Genomic DNA, 14226 nt, shown 5'->3' on the forward strand with positions numbered 1-14226 from the left:
GGCGTCGGTAATGCCTCAGCTTTCGGGGGACGAGTCCTCCGACTGCAAATTCTGCGCCCTTCATTCATTCGAGCCTCTCCTGCTCGAATCACGTTCGGGATCCCTGGTTCCTTCTGTTGGGTCTATGGTCGAGGGCTGGCTTCTTGCCTTTCCCGCCGTCCATGTTCTCTCGTTAGCCGATCTGAGTTTCGACGACTGGGATGGTTTCTCGGAACTTCTAGAGAATGCTCGCTCCTTGTTGCGGGGTGCCTATGGATCGACGGTCATGTTTGAACATGGGTCAGCGGGCGTCGGCAGGCTTGCAGCGTGCGGGGTCGATCATGCGCACATGCATTTAGTGCCTCTCGACATTGATCTCAGAGCAGCGATTTCTAATCTGGCCGGCGAACTCGGTGAGTTTGAATGGACTCGGATCGAGGGCCGGGTCGAGCCAATAGCCGAGGAAGATTACATCTTCATAAGTGATCGAACGGGCTCTTGGGTAACGCGTAGCTCTCACCTTCCGAGTCAGGTGGTGCGTCGTGCAATTGCGCTGGAGCTCGGCATTTCTGAGTGGGACTGGAAGAAGGACGCGCGGCCAGGAACTGTATCCTCGACGCGTGCTCGGCTCAGGGACATCTAGATGTCCGCGGGCGAATCGGATCCCGTACCTGAGGGAGTACCTCCAAAGGGAAACGCTTCTGCCCCTGCCGAGGACGTTCCAGGTTTCGCGCCAGATGAGCCCACGGATGAAAGAAAACTCGGTGACTGGCGTTCGAGATACTGGGAAAAATCCGCTCGGCGAGCAATTCAGATTGAGGCTGCTTTCGTTTGGCTGTGTTTATCCGGCACGATAGCCGGCATTCTGTTCGCGGCGATTATCTCGACGATGCCGGATCAGATCGTCCCATCGCAGACGTGGGAGTCGCTATCTCCATTTGTTCTGTCCTACCTAGGCGGGCTGTTGGGTGGAACGCTCTTTTCGATGAAATGGCTTTACCACACCGTCGCGAAAGGCCTGTGGAACAGGGACCGCAGGCTTTGGCGAATCTTCACGCCATTTCTCTCGGGTGGTGCCTCCCTAACGGTTATCCTGCTTTGCGCCTCAGGTGCGATCCCTTTATTCGGTCCTGAGCTAGTCAGAACGAACGTTGGTGCGCTGGGGTTGTCAGTCGTGTTTGGCTACTTCTCGGATCGCGCATTCAGCAGCTTGGAGCGGGTTGCCGAAGACAACTTGGGGCTCGCGCGTAAACGTAAGGCCACTGGTCAGCAGAACGCGAAGGAGAAATGACAGAAAACACGCATAACCCGCGCAGCCTTTTTCTTTCTAGTCCGTCGCTGTCGGCCAACGAGTTCAGGCTGGCCGAGGTATCAGAGGCTGGTGGCAAAGGTGCTGGGCTACTTCGGTTGTCGCCGAATTGGTATCCGGAAACTCTGATTGTTGGTCCGCACGCACACCGCATGTACCGAGCTGGTGACATAACAGCAACGTTTGCGTCAGATTCCGAAGACAGGGAGCGTCTTGAGCATGTCCTGTCGCGGATGACCTCGCATACGAGCTCGAAGCGCATATTTGTCAGGAGCTCCGCGGCGCGGGAAGGGGTCTCAGAGCGGGGTAAGTACGAATCCGTTACGGCCGAAGCCTCTGCAGCAAGCATGCAGGAATCGATCGTGGCAATGTGGAAGTCGGTCGGACTTGAAAATGACCTCGGCGTCGTCGTCCAGCCATTCATCAATGTGAAAGTTCGGGGGCACCTTTCCAATGAACATCGCGTGAGTCGTGATACGACGTCCTGGGTTTCGGAAATGTTCGTTGGAAATCAAGGCACTACTCAGACCTGGCGAGTGACGGGCGCTGTGCCAGCAGGCGATGGTGCGCTCATGTGCCCGAATGTGCGATCGATCGAAAAAGTTCTTCGTGGTGCAGCCAAATTACTCAGCGGTCTCCCTTTCCGTCATCACCTCGAGTGGGTCTGGGATGGCGAGCGTATCTGGGTGGTGCAAGCCGACCGCGTGCCGCCCACAACCGGCAATGCGCCTGGAGACGCGTGGTCGGCCCGGCGAGGGGAGAGCATCGACCAGACAAGCCTCAATGTTTGGGCAGAGCTCTCGGGAGATGTCCTGGCAGACTCGACGGGCTGGGATAAGGCGGGCGCCCTTAGGAAATTCTCGGACTCTGGCCTGCCAGTAGCGCGAGTTTGGATACTCGAAGGTGCCCAAATCATTAATTCACTAAACGGTGATGAGGTAGTGCCAGGTCTCGTAGAAGATCTCGCACTGTTGGCGTCAGGACACATAGTCGTTCGAACCGATGTTCGTGGTGCTGGCGCGCAGCTAATGCTTCCAAAGACCGGTACAGAATCGGATCCTGTCGCTATAGAGGCTTTCTTGAGGCAGACCTGTTCCAGCCTGATCGCCGCTGGCGTCGGCCCGGAGAATATTGCTTTTCTTGCTCATCGCTATTTGCGGGCAAGAGCTTGCGCTTGGAGTCTCGCCTATCCGGACCAGGCATTTGTAGAGATTGACAGCATGTGGGGCACGCCGGATGGGCTCGCCTGGCTTCCGCACGACAGCGCTTGGGCCAATGTGGATACCGGTGAGGTGTGGCGCTCGATTGAGGGCAAAACAAACTTCCTCGACATCGATGAGCACGGAACATGGACATACCGTGAATCGCCGACGGAGTGGATATGGCGGGCAAGTATGTCTGAGGATCAGATACGCAACGTGGCGGCAGGGGCCTCCCGCTTAGCAAAGCAAGCAGGAGCACCAGTTCTTACCATGTGGTTCATTGGCATTCTCGAAGGCGCGGATGCAGAGTACTTACCGTGGTTTCAGCAGATTCGTGACGCGGATGAAGCCGACGTGCGAGGTTCAATATCGCCAGCCAAGGATCGCCGGACAGTGACGACCACCGAAGAGCTAGATAGCGTGGGTCGAGATGCTGGCCCGAGCTTCAAGGTCCTTCGAATTGTCCCCGGACCTGACCTAGTTCGAGATAAGGACTTTGTGACGAAGGTCATAGAAGTGGCCACCAGTAGGGACCTGACCGTGGAGCTCGTTGGGAGTCCTCTAGCTCATCCTTACTATCTAATTCGTCGCGCTGGAGTAGCAGTAAGTTGTGTGAGCCAATTCGAACAGCCACTCACAATTCATAACAAATTGGTGCGGGACAACATCGTTGATCAGATCGAGTCGAATGGAGAGGTAGTCGTTTCGTACCGGGCAGCAGGAACTGAGAGGACGCGCCTGCTGCGGCTAAAACTTGTCGAAGAATCGCTCGAACTGCTCCGCGCTGCGACAACCGAACAAGCCACAGACGAGATAGCCGATGTCGAGGAAGTGCTCGATTCACTTAGGGTTGCGCTTCGCGTTCGAAGGTCGGATGTTCGCGAGAGACGCGCTGAAAAGCGGACGGTCAGGGGAGGCTTCGATGAGGGCCTTGTACTCGTAAGTGCTGGAAGGCAGACCTCGGATTCCGACAACGAGTTAGATGGGTTCGATGATGCAGGTCCTAGTCGCCGCCCGTGGCAAGTACAACAGCATCTGGACAAGATCATCCTCAGTGCCTTGCCGCCGGTTGCAGGAGAGCAGCAAACATATGTCTTGAAGCTTGGCGACCGGTCAGTCCGCATTGTTTACAGGGGTGCCCGAATCGAGATTAGCCAAGAGGGCGAAACAAAATCTGAGCCCGGAGATGAGTTGCTCTTCCTCGACCTCTAGGCGTAGGCGCTGAATCGAAGAGATTTCGGTGAGTCACTGCGTCCGGAGATTGTTCATTTTGGGGTTAAGGGATTCAGCACCCTCGAGGTCGACTCGATGAACACGCGGCGCAGGGTCTCGCGGGGGATGCCCTCGATCGCGGGGTTCACCGCCGACACGAGCAGGCCGCCGCCCGCCAGCGCGAGCGCCGCCCGGGCCTCGGGAGCGGGCTGGGCTCCGATCAGCAGCGCATCGAGTCTGCTCGCGAGAGCCCGGAACTCCGTCGCCTCCTCGAGCTCGCGCCCCACCTGCGGATCGCGCTGCATCGCCGCCGAGAACAGTCGGTTGTCGAGCACGAGGTCGACGAGTCCGGCGAGCGCGAGGTCGAAGCGTTCCTGCGCGCTCGAACCCTTCTCCGCCTCCGCCGCCACGCGCTCCATCTGCGCGAGCGCCGGGGCCGCCACCGCGAGCACGATCTCCGACTTCGAGTTGAACAGGTGATAGACCGCGGCCTTCGTCACGCCCAGCGAGTCGGCGATCATCTGCAGCGACGTGCCGTTCACCCCGTGCTGCGCGAAGAGCGCGAGCGCGGCCTCGAGCAGGCGCGAACGGCCCTCTCCCCGCGGTGCCACGGGCCTGCCCATACGCTGCGCCTTCCGGTCGGATGCTCGTGGGCGCGTCGGTCGGAACGCCCGTTCTGAGAGTAGCCCGGGAGTCGGCGCATCCAAGATAGCCGATCGGCTATCTTTACATCATTCGACTACCCGTCATCCAGCCCCACGCCCGAGGAGAACCGCATGTCCGACCTGTCCACCACCCCCGCTTCGATGGCGCTCTCGATGGTCACCGGCCCCGGCCAGACCTCCGTCGTCGAGGTGCCCGTGCCCACCGCCGGGCCCGCCGACGTGCTGGTCAAGATCCGCGCGTGCGGCATCTGCGGCTCCGACGCGATGTACATCGCCATCGGCGGGCTCCCCGGTCGCGAGGGCCGGACCCCGCTCGGCCACGAACCCGCCGGCGAGGTCGTGGCGGTCGGCAGCGATGTTGTCGGCGTGAGCGTGGGCGACCACGTGGTCGTGAACCCCATGGCGGCGCCATCCGGAATCATCGGCTCGGGCGGTGCGACCGGCGGAATGGCCGACTACCTGCTCGTCGAGAACGCGGTCGTCGGAACGAGCCTCGCGATCGTGCCCGACCACATCCCGTTCGAGGTCGCTGCGCTCAACGAGCCGATGGCCGTGGCTCGGCACGCCGTCAACCGCACCCGGCCCAAGCCGGGCGACAAGGTCGTGATCTTCGGCGCGGGTCCCATCGGGCTGGGCGCCGCCATCAGCTACATGGCCTTGGGCGTCGAGCACATCGTGGTGGTCGACGTGATCGCGTCCCGCCTCGAGAAGGCCCTGCAGATCGGGGTGGATGCCGTGGTGAATTCGGCAGAGGAGGACCTGGTCGAGCGGCTGGTCGCCCTGCACGGCGAAGGACCGGCGCGTCGGGGAGTGCGGAAGCCGGCATCCGACATCTACCTGGATGCGACGGGCGCGGCCCCGGTGGTGAAGGCCATTCTCGGCGCGGCGAAGCACGGGGCGACGCTGGGCATCGTGGGAGTGCACAAGAAGCCGGTCGAGGTCGACTTCGGCGAGCTGCTCGGCTCGGAGCTGACCATCGTGCTGTCGATGGGCTATCCGACCGAGATCTTCGAGGTGACCCAGGACATCATCGCCAACTGGCAGAAGTACGCGGTGATCGTGAGCGACGTGTTTCCGTTCGCCGACGTGCAGCGAGCATTCGAGGTCGCCGCGACGCCGGGCGCGGCGGACAAGGTCGTGGTCACCTTCGACTGATCGCGAGGCCCATCCGTTGCCTAGACTTCTGCGGGGCGGCCCGTGCGGCCGCCCGCAGGAGAGAGGCTGATCATGGCGCGCAAGCCCGGTACACAGGCACCCCGATTGGATGCGATCAGGCTCGACGACCTCGTCGCTGGCGACCCCGAGACGCTCCGGTCGCACGACGTCTACGAGGGCCTGCGCTTCGAGGGCGCCGACCTGTCCGGCCGCGACCTGTCGGGCGTCCAGCTCAGGGAGTGCGCGTTCGACGATCTGCAGGCGCACGATGCCTCTCTGCGCGGGGCGACGTTCGCCGACGTCGAGATCCATCGGCTGAACGCGCCCATCTTCTCGGCCCCCAGGGCGGAGCTGCGCTCGGTCACGATCGACGGATCGCGCCTCGGCTCCGCCGAGCTGTACGAGTCAGCCCTCTCGTCGGTGCACATCTCGTCGACCAAGCTCGGCTTCGCCAACCTCTCGGGAGCCAACCTGCTCGACGTGCTGTTCACCGGATGCTCGATCGACGAGCTCGACCTGAGCAGCTCCAAGCTGAACCGCGTGGCGTTCGTCGACTGCACGATCGGAGTGCTGAGCCTCAACCACGCCACGCTGCAGAACGTCGACCTGCGTCGCGCCGAGCTCTCCCGCCTCGACGGGTTCACCGCCCTCGCCGGGGCGACGCTGTCGAGCGGCCAGGTCGCCGACCTGGCGTCGTCTTTCGCCGAGCACCTGGGCATCCGCGTCGAGGACTGAGTGGACGGGCCCTTCGACAGGCTCAGGGAACAGCGCGGCGACAGGCTCAGGGAGCGTTCCCTGAGCCTGTCGAAGGGCGAACAGCCCCGCCGCTACACCCCGGCACCCACCGGTATGCGCTCCGCACCCGAGGCGGAGACCGGCGCCGCTGCATCCAGAGCATGGCCCTCGGTGTCGATGTTCGGAACGATGCGGTCGAGCCACTTCGGCATCCACCAGGCGGACTCGCCGAGCAGGCTGAGCAGCGCCGGAATCAGCACGAGCCGCACGATGAACGCGTCCGCCATCACGCCGACCATCAGTCCGAAGGCGATGGATGCGCCGATCGCGAAGGTTCCCGTGGCGAACCCGGCGAAGACCACGGTCATGATGGTCGCTGCCGCCACGAGCACCGGTCCGGAGCGCGCGAAGCCCTCGCGGATCGCCTTCTTCGGGGACATTCCCCGGTCGTGCATCTCCTTGATGCGCGAGACCAGGAACACCTGGTAGTCCATGGCGAGGCCGAAGAGCACGCCCACCAGCAGCAAGGGGAGCAGGCTCATCATGGGGTCGCCCTGGGGCGCGGCGATCACTGCGTCGAGCCAGCCCCACTGGAACACCGCGGTGCTGGCTCCGAACGAGGCCCCGACCGACAGCAGGTATCCGAGCGTCGCGATCAGCGGAATGAGCAGCGATCGGAACATCACGACGAGCAGCAGCATCGAGATGACAACGATCACGATGATGTACTTGATCAGCGCGCTGGTGAGCGCCGCGTCCTGGTCGAGACCGATCGCCGTCTCGCCGGTGACCTCGAGGTGCACGCCTGTCAGCGAGTCGGCATCGTCGGTGATCGTGGTCACCACGTCTTTCGTCGCCTGGTCGATCGGGCCGCCGTCGGGGATCACGACGATCCGCGCCATGCGTCCGTCGGCCGAGATCTCGGCCGGAACCACCTGCTGAACGCCCGCCAGCGTGCCGAGCCGGCCCTCGACATCCGGCGCCTTCGAGGCGATGTCGTCGCCTTCGGCGAGCACGATCAACGGGCTCTGGATGCCGCCGAACTCGTCGACGATGAGGTTGTAGGCGGTGCGCTCCGTCGACTCCGGATCGGCGCCCCCGGGGATGCTGAACGCGGTCTTCATGCTGAACAGCGGCAGGGCGACGATCACGAGAACCACGATGCCGGCGAGCGCCGAGACGATCGGCCGGTTGACCACGACGCTGCCCCAGCCGCGCAGGAGTCCACGCTTCTGCGTGGCACCCTCCACCCAGACGGTTCCGGAGGCGAGCTCCGCGCGCTGCTTCTTCGAGAGGGCTCGCGTGCCCATGGTGCGCATCAGCGCGGGCAGCAGCGTGAGGGCGAGCAGCACGGCCACGGCGACGGCGGCCGCGGCGGCGAAGCCCATCTCGGTGATGAAGCTGAGGTTGGCGACGAGCAGGGCCACGAGAGCGACGATCACGGTGAGTCCGGCGAAGACGACGGCTGTGCCTGCGGTTCCCGTCGCCCGGGCCACCGCGTCTTCGACGCTCTTGCCGCTTCTCAGCTCTGTTCTGAACCTCGACAGGATGAAGAGGCTGTAGTCGATGCCGACGGCGAGGCCGAGCATGGCCGACAGGATGATGGAGTTGTCGCCGAGCGGGAACAGTGCGCCGTAGGCGAGCACTCCGACAAGGCCGACGCCCACGCCGAAGACGGCGATGAGCAGATTGACGCCGGCCGCGAGCAGCGAGCCGAAGGTGAGGATGAGCACGAGGAACGCGATGATCACACCGACGCCCTCGCCGATGCCCGGCTCGGGGGCGCCGAGGGGAACGAGGTTGCCGCCGAGTTCGACGCCGAGGTCGTTCGGCGCGTTCGCCTGCAGCTCGAGGGCCGCGTCGTAGGACGACACCTGCTTCGCGTCGGACAGCTCGCCGTAGCTCAGCGTCGCGACGGCGAGGGTGCCGTCCTCGGATACGTAGGGCCGGTTCGCGTCGAACGGATCGCTGACGGCGTCGACTCCGGGGAGTGCCGCGGCCTCGCTCAGGACGTCGGCGATCTGCGCCGCGACCGCCGGGTCGGAGACGTCTCCGCCATCCGGCTGGAAGACGAGTTGCAGCGTGTCACCTGTGGCATCGGCCGAGGCGGGGAATTCGTCGTTCATGCGATCGAGGGCCTGCGACGCAGGAGAGTCGGGAATCGAGTCGGTTGCCGCGGCCGGCGAGGCGAGGTTGCCACCGATCACGAGGGTGCCGATGAGGCCGGCGAAGATCAGGAGCCAGGCTCCGATCACCACCATGCGGTGTCGGGCGCTGAACCGTCCGACGCGGGCGAGGAATGTGGACAAGAGAGGCTCCTTGGAGTGAGGCGGAAAGGTCTACCTCAATACTCGCGAGCGGTGTTCTCCTCGGAATCGTCCTGCTGGATCGTGCGGTCTAATGCGTTTGGATGAGACGGCCGGCAACTCGGTGCAGCCACGGCCTATGCTCGTCGCTATTCGACGAGGAGTGCCTCCTGCTGCACCGAATTACTGCGCTGCGCTGCTGCGTCAGATGGATGCCGAGGGGTCGGGCTCGGCCGGGCCGTCCGTCGGGCTCGCGGCCGGCGTCGTGGCCGAGCCGTCTACGGAACCCGCGGCATCCGCTCGCCGTTCGACGACCAGCGTGATCTTCGAGACGACCGCGGCGATCGCGCCGATCGCGAGCAGCACGGGGGCGATCGCCACGGTGAGTGCGAGGCCGACGAGGCCCGCGTTCACCGGGATCTCGAGCAGGGCGCTGCCGTCTTCGCGCTTCAGGATGATGCGGCGCACGTTGCCTTCGTGGATGAGGTTCTTGACTGTCTCGACCAGCTTGTCGCCGGCGACCTCGAACTGCTCGAACGTGGATTTCTTGTCGCTCATGTCGTTTCGTCCTGTCTGACGTCGATGTTCGTACGACGATCCGGTTCGGAACGCCTGGATTCCAGTCTGGCCGTGTCGCGCGCTGCGCGCATCAGTCCCGGGTACGACTCACCCGATTCACATGCAGTACTACGACGCCGCGAACCCGGCCCGATAGGCGAATGTCACGAGTTGGGCGCGGTCGCGCGCTCCCAGCTTCGCCATGGCCCTGTTCGCGTGGGTCTTCACCGTGTACGGCGACACGAACATCTCGGCGGCGATCTGCGTGTTGTCGAGTCCGCGCGCCGCGGCCTTCACGACGTCGAGCTCGCGGGGGGTGAGCGCCGAGAAGCGGTCGAGCATGGCGGCGTCCGCAGCGGGTCGACTCTCGTGGGCCACGTGGCCGATGAGAGCGGCGCTCGCGGAGGCCGACAGTGCCCCGCCGCCCGTCGCCACCTCGTGGATGCCCGCGGCCAGCTCGGCGGGGCCGATGCCCTTGCTGAGAAAGCCGTTGGCTCCGGCGCGCAGGGCCGCGAACACGTTCTCGTCGTTGTCGAAGGTGGTCAGCACGATGATGCGCAGCTGCTCGCTCGTGTAGGCGGCGCGCAGACGCTTGGTCGCCTCGACCCCGTCGATGCCGGGCATCCGGATGTCCATGAGCACGACGTCGACGCTCAGTCCGTCGATCGCGGCGAGGGCCTCGAACCCGTCGCCGACGTCGGCGACGATCTCGATGTCGGCTTGCGGTTCGAGGATCGCGCGCAGGCCCGCGCGGATCATCTCCTGGTCGTCCACGATCATCACCCGGATCATCGGATCTGCCCTCCGTCTATGCGCAGTGTCGCGACGACGATGAACGCGTCGTCGGTGTCGACGACCTCGAGGCGGCCGCCGGCCGACGTGGCGCGCTCGCGCATGCCGATCAGACCGTAGCCGCGCCGCGCAGCGGCAGTCTTCGGTGCCCGGCGCGCCCGGGCATTCGTGACCGTGATCGTCAGGATGCCGCCATCCGACCGGGTCGTCACCGAGACGGCACCCGGGCCATGGCGCTGCGAGTTGGTGAGCGCCTCCTGCACGATCCGGAACGCGGCCGTGCTGACCTCGGCATCGATCGCCTCCGGCGCCTCGCACAATTCGGCCTGCACCTCGACGCCGGCCGAGCGGTAGGAGTCGATGAGGCGCGCGATGCCGCCGAGGTCGGGCGTGGGCCGTGACGCATCGCCGGCAGCGGATTCAGGCTCGTCGGTGCGGAGCACGTGCAGGATGCGTTGGGTCTCCGAAAGGACAGCTTGCACGTTCGACCGGGCCGAGGTGAGGGACGATCGGGCGGTAGCGGCCTCTGCCGGGAGGCTGACCTCGGCGACTCCGAGATGCATGTTGAGCACCGCGATCTCGTGCCCCACCACGTCGTGCAGGTCGCGGGCGATGCGCAGGCGTTCCTCGCTCACGCGCTGGTTCGCCTCGGCATCGCGAGTCGCGAGTGCTTCGAGGGAGCGCTGTTCGAGCTCGCGCCGGTAGCGGTCCTGGCTGCGAGTGGCACTGCCTGCGGCGGCGGCGGCCAGGGCGAATGCGAAAGCCACGATCGATACCGGGTAGACGAAGCCCTGGTCGTGGAACAGCGAGACGGACACGTAGTTGGCGGAGCCGATGACCAGGCCGACCATGACCGCCGGCATGCCTCGGACCGCGAGGGAGAACGCGGCGAACACAGCGAGGTTCCAGGCCATGAGCGGATCCCAGTCCACCGCATTGGCCACGAAGGGCGCGGCAGCGATGACTGCCAGGCCGACCCAGCGCCACCGGTAAGACACGGCGATGCCGAGAAGGGAGACTATGAGGGGGATCCAGGCCACGAAGCCGTATCCCTGCAGCGGGGGGACCACGAATTCGGTGGCCGAGGCCAGCCCGATGGTGATCAGGGTGATGCGGTCGAGCAGTGCGGGTCGTCGATACCACGAGGGGCGGTACGCCACCATCTCGGTGGGTGAGCTCGACGCGGTCATTCGTTGATCCTCCCACCGGGTCCGCGACAGAAGGTACTGCGGACGCGGTAGATCTGCCGCGTGGCGCCGGGCGCGGGTGTTCTCGTCCAGCGCGGCGGCTGAACCACTGCGCTTCGCGAAAACACCCGCGCTCGCCGACGCCGATGCCGGACCTGGCGCGCCGCCCAGGCCGTTACGCCACAGACCAGCCGCCATCCGACGGCAGGATGACGCCGTTCACGTTGACGCCGTCGTCGCTCAGCAGGAACGTGATCGACGCGGCGAGGGCGTCGCTCTCGACGGCCTCGGGCATGACCGACATGCCCACGCGCACCCGCTCCGCACCGAGCTTCGAGCCGAACTTCGCCTCGATGTTCGTGATCGTCGGGCCGGGGGCGACCGCGTTGACCCGGATCCCGCTGGGTCCGTACATGAACGCGCTGCTCTTGGTGAGCCCCGCGACAGCGTGCTTCGACGCCGTGTAGGCCGCGCCGGCCGCCGATCCGCGCAGGGCAGCCTCCGAAGCCGTGTTCACGATCGAGCCGTGGGCCTGGCCGAGCATCGTGGGCATGACGGCCCGCATCAGCTTCATCGTGCCGTCGACGTTGATCGAGAAGACGCGCTTCCACACGTCGTCGGAGACGTCTCCGACCGGTGTCATGTCGTCCATGATGCCGGCGATGTTGGCCAGGCCGTCGATGCGGTCGCCGGCTGCGGCGATGATCTGCGCCACGGCCTGATCGTCGGTGATGTCGGCGACGACGGTCACGATGTCGGCGCCCGGGGTCTTCGCCACGAAGTCGTCGAGCCGCTCCTGCGAGATGTCGACGGCGACGACGCGGCCGCCCTCGCGGGCGATTCTGGATGCCGTGGCCCGGCCGATGCCGGACCCTGCGCCGGTCACGATGATCGTCTTGCCCGAGAAGCGACCGTCGTCGATGCGCTCGACCCACTCCGGAGTCTGGACGGCCGGCTCGGCGTCGTCGGTCACGACGACGGCCGGCGTGCCTTCGGGAACCTCGCCGGCGGCCGCACGGCGAACGAGGTCGTCGATCAGCTCCTGGCTGAACGCGCCCTGGCTCATCTCGACCAGTCGATCGAGCGAGAGCTTGCTCACGGTGCGCAACGCACTGGCATCCTGACCCGCCTTGGCCAGCAGGTCGTTCATGATGGGGCCGCCGACCGGGTGCGACAGCCAGGTGCCGATGGTCGAGGAGCTGGTGAGGGGCGTGTTCTCTGCGGTCATGGGATGCATCTCTTTCTCTCGAGTCTTGAACCGGACAACTCTGTCCGCACGTAGGCTACACCCGTGACAACACCGAAACCTGAACCCCGCAAGGCGAATCGCGGCCCCAGTGCGGGGCCCGAGAACCGGCGTGCGCTCATCGTGGCCGCGCGCGAGGTGTTCGGAGACGGAGGGTACGCCGCGCCGCTCAGCTCGGTGGCCAAGCTGGCCGGGGTCGGCCAGGGCAGTCTCTACCGGCACTTCCCCGACCGGCTGTCGCTGGCCGTCGCCGTCTTCGACGAGAACATCGGAGAGCTCGAAGCCATATCCAACCGCGCCGACAGCACTCTCGACGAGCTGCTCGACGCGATCATTGCGCAAGCGCTGGTGTCGACGGCGATGATCGACATGATCACCGCCGACCTCGACGACCCGAGGGTTCAGCACCTCCAGACGCGCATCGAAGACGTCGTCGACGCGATCGTGCAGCGTGAGCGTGCGGCCCATCGCATCGGCGACAGTGTCGAGACGGCCGACGTGCTGCTGGCCATCTCGATGCTCGCCGGGGTCGTGGCTCGGACGCCGGCGGATCGACGCGGCTCCGTTGCGCGCCGGGCCTGGTCGCTGTTTCACGCGGCGTTCGCGCCCTCCGAGCGAGGGACTCGGGTACCACCGACGCAGTAGGAGAAGTCATCCCTGCGCACGATTCGCATCCCGGCCGAACCCGCGAGTCTGGAGTCATCACACGCGAACAACCGAAAGGACGCGACACGATGACCACGACCTACACCCGACTCCGAGCCGGGGAGCACGTCGACCGGGCCCCGAGGCGCCCGTCGACTCTCTCGACGCTCGCCTACGTGGCCGTCGGCACCGGAGCGATGGCTGTGAGCGCACTCGCCGTCGGGCTGGGTGTGCTCGCCCAGAACTGAGCGCGCCGGGTGAGCGCGCCGGCTCGATCGCGGGCGACCACTGTACGCAGGGGCGACGGATGCGGCAACCCCGCGAGCCCGGACGGCCAAGGGCGAGGAGAGTTCGCCCATGGCCCATTCGAAGAAGTCCTCCTCGCGCGTGCAGCGCATGCCGAAACCTCTCTACGAGAAGGAGCTCGAGCGCCTGCAGATCGAGCTCGTGAGCATGCAGCAGTGGGTGATCGACACAGGCGCCCGCGTCGTCGTGATCTTCGAGGGCCGCGATGCCGCGGGCAAAGGCGGCGCGATCAAGCGCATCATGCAGTACCTCAATCCTCGATCCGCCCGGGTCGTCGCGCTGCCGACGCCGAGCGAACGCGAGAAGGGGCAGTGGTACTTCCAGCGCTACATCGAGCGGCTGCCGACGACGGGCGAGATCGTGCTGATGGACCGCTCCTGGTACAACAGGGCCGGCGTCGAGCGGGTGATGGACTACTGCACACCCGAGCAGTACCGTCGATTCCTGCACCAGGTTCCGACGTTCGAGCGCATGCTCGTCGAAGACGGCATCATTCTCATCAAGTACTGGTTCTCGGTGTCCGACGACATCCAGGAGGAGCGGTTCCATTCGCGGTTGAACGACCCGATGCGTCGCTGGAAGCTCTCCGACACCGACGTGGTCTCGATCACGAAGTGGGAGGACTACTCCCGCGCGAAGGACGCGATGTTCGAGGCGACCGACCACGCCGACGCGCCCTGGTGGACCATCGAGAGCGACGACAAGCGCGCATCCAGAATCAACACCATCAGCCACCTGCTGTCGCAGGTGCCCTACGAGTCGCGCGACCCCGACGAGGTCACGATCCCGCCCCGCCCCGTTGCCGACGACTACGACAGGCCCGAGAAGGAGCGCTACAAGTACGTGCCCGATCACGCGGGGGCCGTCTCGAAGCGCTGAGGCGGATATGGTTGACTCTCGTCGTACCGGACAACATGATCCGGTAGGAC

General features: G+C 65.2%; 14 protein-coding genes. 8 read left to right on the forward strand and 6 right to left on the reverse strand.

Translation table 11 applies throughout. The features are described from left to right. Nucleotides 1-124 precede the first annotated feature (124 nt). From QCD70_RS06715 to QCD70_RS06725, 3 genes are read left to right on the forward strand one after another with little or no spacing between them, the layout of a single operon-like run. Nucleotides 125-622 carry a hypothetical protein gene (locus QCD70_RS06715; protein ID WP_301214431.1) on the forward strand — a complete coding sequence of 166 codons (498 nt, stop codon included), beginning with the start codon at nucleotides 125-127 and terminating at the stop codon, nucleotides 620-622. Continuing rightward, nucleotides 623-1270, forward strand: a complete 648-nt coding sequence (locus tag QCD70_RS06720) for a hypothetical protein (protein ID WP_301214433.1) — start codon at nucleotides 623-625, stop codon at nucleotides 1268-1270. Continuing rightward, a complete protein-coding gene (locus QCD70_RS06725) occupies nucleotides 1267-3702 on the forward strand; it encodes a nucleoside triphosphate pyrophosphohydrolase (protein WP_301214435.1) in 2436 nt (811 codons plus the stop codon). The genes QCD70_RS06720 and QCD70_RS06725 overlap by 4 nt, the downstream gene beginning before the upstream one ends. 53 nt (nucleotides 3703-3755) lie before the next feature. Here QCD70_RS06725 and QCD70_RS06730 read toward each other — a convergent pair whose 3' ends face one another. Next, on the reverse strand, nucleotides 3756-4325 hold the full coding sequence (locus tag QCD70_RS06730) for a TetR/AcrR family transcriptional regulator (RefSeq protein ID WP_301214437.1): 570 nt from the start codon (nucleotides 4323-4325) through the stop codon (nucleotides 3756-3758). A gap of 153 nt (nucleotides 4326-4478) precedes the next feature. Between QCD70_RS06730 and QCD70_RS06735 the strand changes: the two genes are divergently transcribed. Beyond that, a complete protein-coding gene (locus tag QCD70_RS06735) occupies nucleotides 4479-5522 on the forward strand; it encodes a zinc-dependent alcohol dehydrogenase (protein ID WP_301214439.1) in 1044 nt (347 codons plus the stop codon). A 72-nt stretch (nucleotides 5523-5594) separates the two neighbouring features. Next, nucleotides 5595-6257, forward strand: coding sequence for a pentapeptide repeat-containing protein (locus tag QCD70_RS06740; protein ID WP_301214441.1), 663 nt, complete (start codon nucleotides 5595-5597; stop codon nucleotides 6255-6257). Between the two features lie 92 nt (nucleotides 6258-6349). Here QCD70_RS06740 and QCD70_RS06745 read toward each other — a convergent pair whose 3' ends face one another. The 5 genes from QCD70_RS06745 to QCD70_RS06765 all read right to left on the reverse strand — a co-directional run bounded on the left by QCD70_RS06745 (nucleotide 6350) and on the right by QCD70_RS06765 (nucleotide 12328). Further along, nucleotides 6350-8566: an MMPL family transporter gene (locus QCD70_RS06745; protein WP_301214443.1), complete on the reverse strand. Its 2217-nt coding sequence runs from the start codon at nucleotides 8564-8566 to the stop codon at nucleotides 6350-6352. Nucleotides 8567-8767: 201 nt separating this feature from the next. Further along, nucleotides 8768-9121 carry a DUF4342 domain-containing protein gene (locus QCD70_RS06750; protein WP_301214445.1) on the reverse strand — a complete coding sequence of 118 codons (354 nt, stop codon included), beginning with the start codon at nucleotides 9119-9121 and terminating at the stop codon, nucleotides 8768-8770. Between the two features lie 129 nt (nucleotides 9122-9250). Then, entirely contained in the window at nucleotides 9251-9901 is a 651-nt protein-coding gene (locus tag QCD70_RS06755; RefSeq protein ID WP_301214447.1) for a response regulator transcription factor, read from the reverse strand. 8 nt (nucleotides 9902-9909) lie between these two features. Continuing rightward, a complete protein-coding gene (locus tag QCD70_RS06760) occupies nucleotides 9910-11103 on the reverse strand; it encodes a sensor histidine kinase (RefSeq protein ID WP_301214449.1) in 1194 nt (397 codons plus the stop codon). 172 nt (nucleotides 11104-11275) lie between these two features. Then, nucleotides 11276-12328, reverse strand: coding sequence for an SDR family NAD(P)-dependent oxidoreductase (locus QCD70_RS06765; RefSeq protein ID WP_301214451.1), 1053 nt, complete (start codon nucleotides 12326-12328; stop codon nucleotides 11276-11278). 63 nt (nucleotides 12329-12391) lie between these two features. Here QCD70_RS06765 and QCD70_RS06770 point away from each other — a divergent pair, with 63 nt between their 5' ends. The 3 genes from QCD70_RS06770 to ppk2 all read left to right on the forward strand — a co-directional run bounded on the left by QCD70_RS06770 (nucleotide 12392) and on the right by ppk2 (nucleotide 14176). Next, a complete protein-coding gene (locus QCD70_RS06770) occupies nucleotides 12392-12991 on the forward strand; it encodes a TetR/AcrR family transcriptional regulator (RefSeq protein ID WP_301214453.1) in 600 nt (199 codons plus the stop codon). 89 nt (nucleotides 12992-13080) lie between these two features. Beyond that, a complete protein-coding gene (locus QCD70_RS06775; protein WP_301214455.1) occupies nucleotides 13081-13239 on the forward strand; it encodes a hypothetical protein in 159 nt (52 codons plus the stop codon). Nucleotides 13240-13348: 109 nt separating this feature from the next. Beyond that, entirely contained in the window at nucleotides 13349-14176 is an 828-nt protein-coding gene (gene ppk2 / locus QCD70_RS06780; RefSeq protein ID WP_301214457.1) for a polyphosphate kinase 2, read from the forward strand. Nucleotides 14177-14226 lie beyond the last annotated feature (50 nt).

It is taken from the genome of Agreia sp. PsM10 (assembly GCF_030433855.1).
In the GTDB taxonomy this organism is placed as follows: Bacteria; Actinomycetota; Actinomycetes; order Actinomycetales; family Microbacteriaceae; genus Agreia.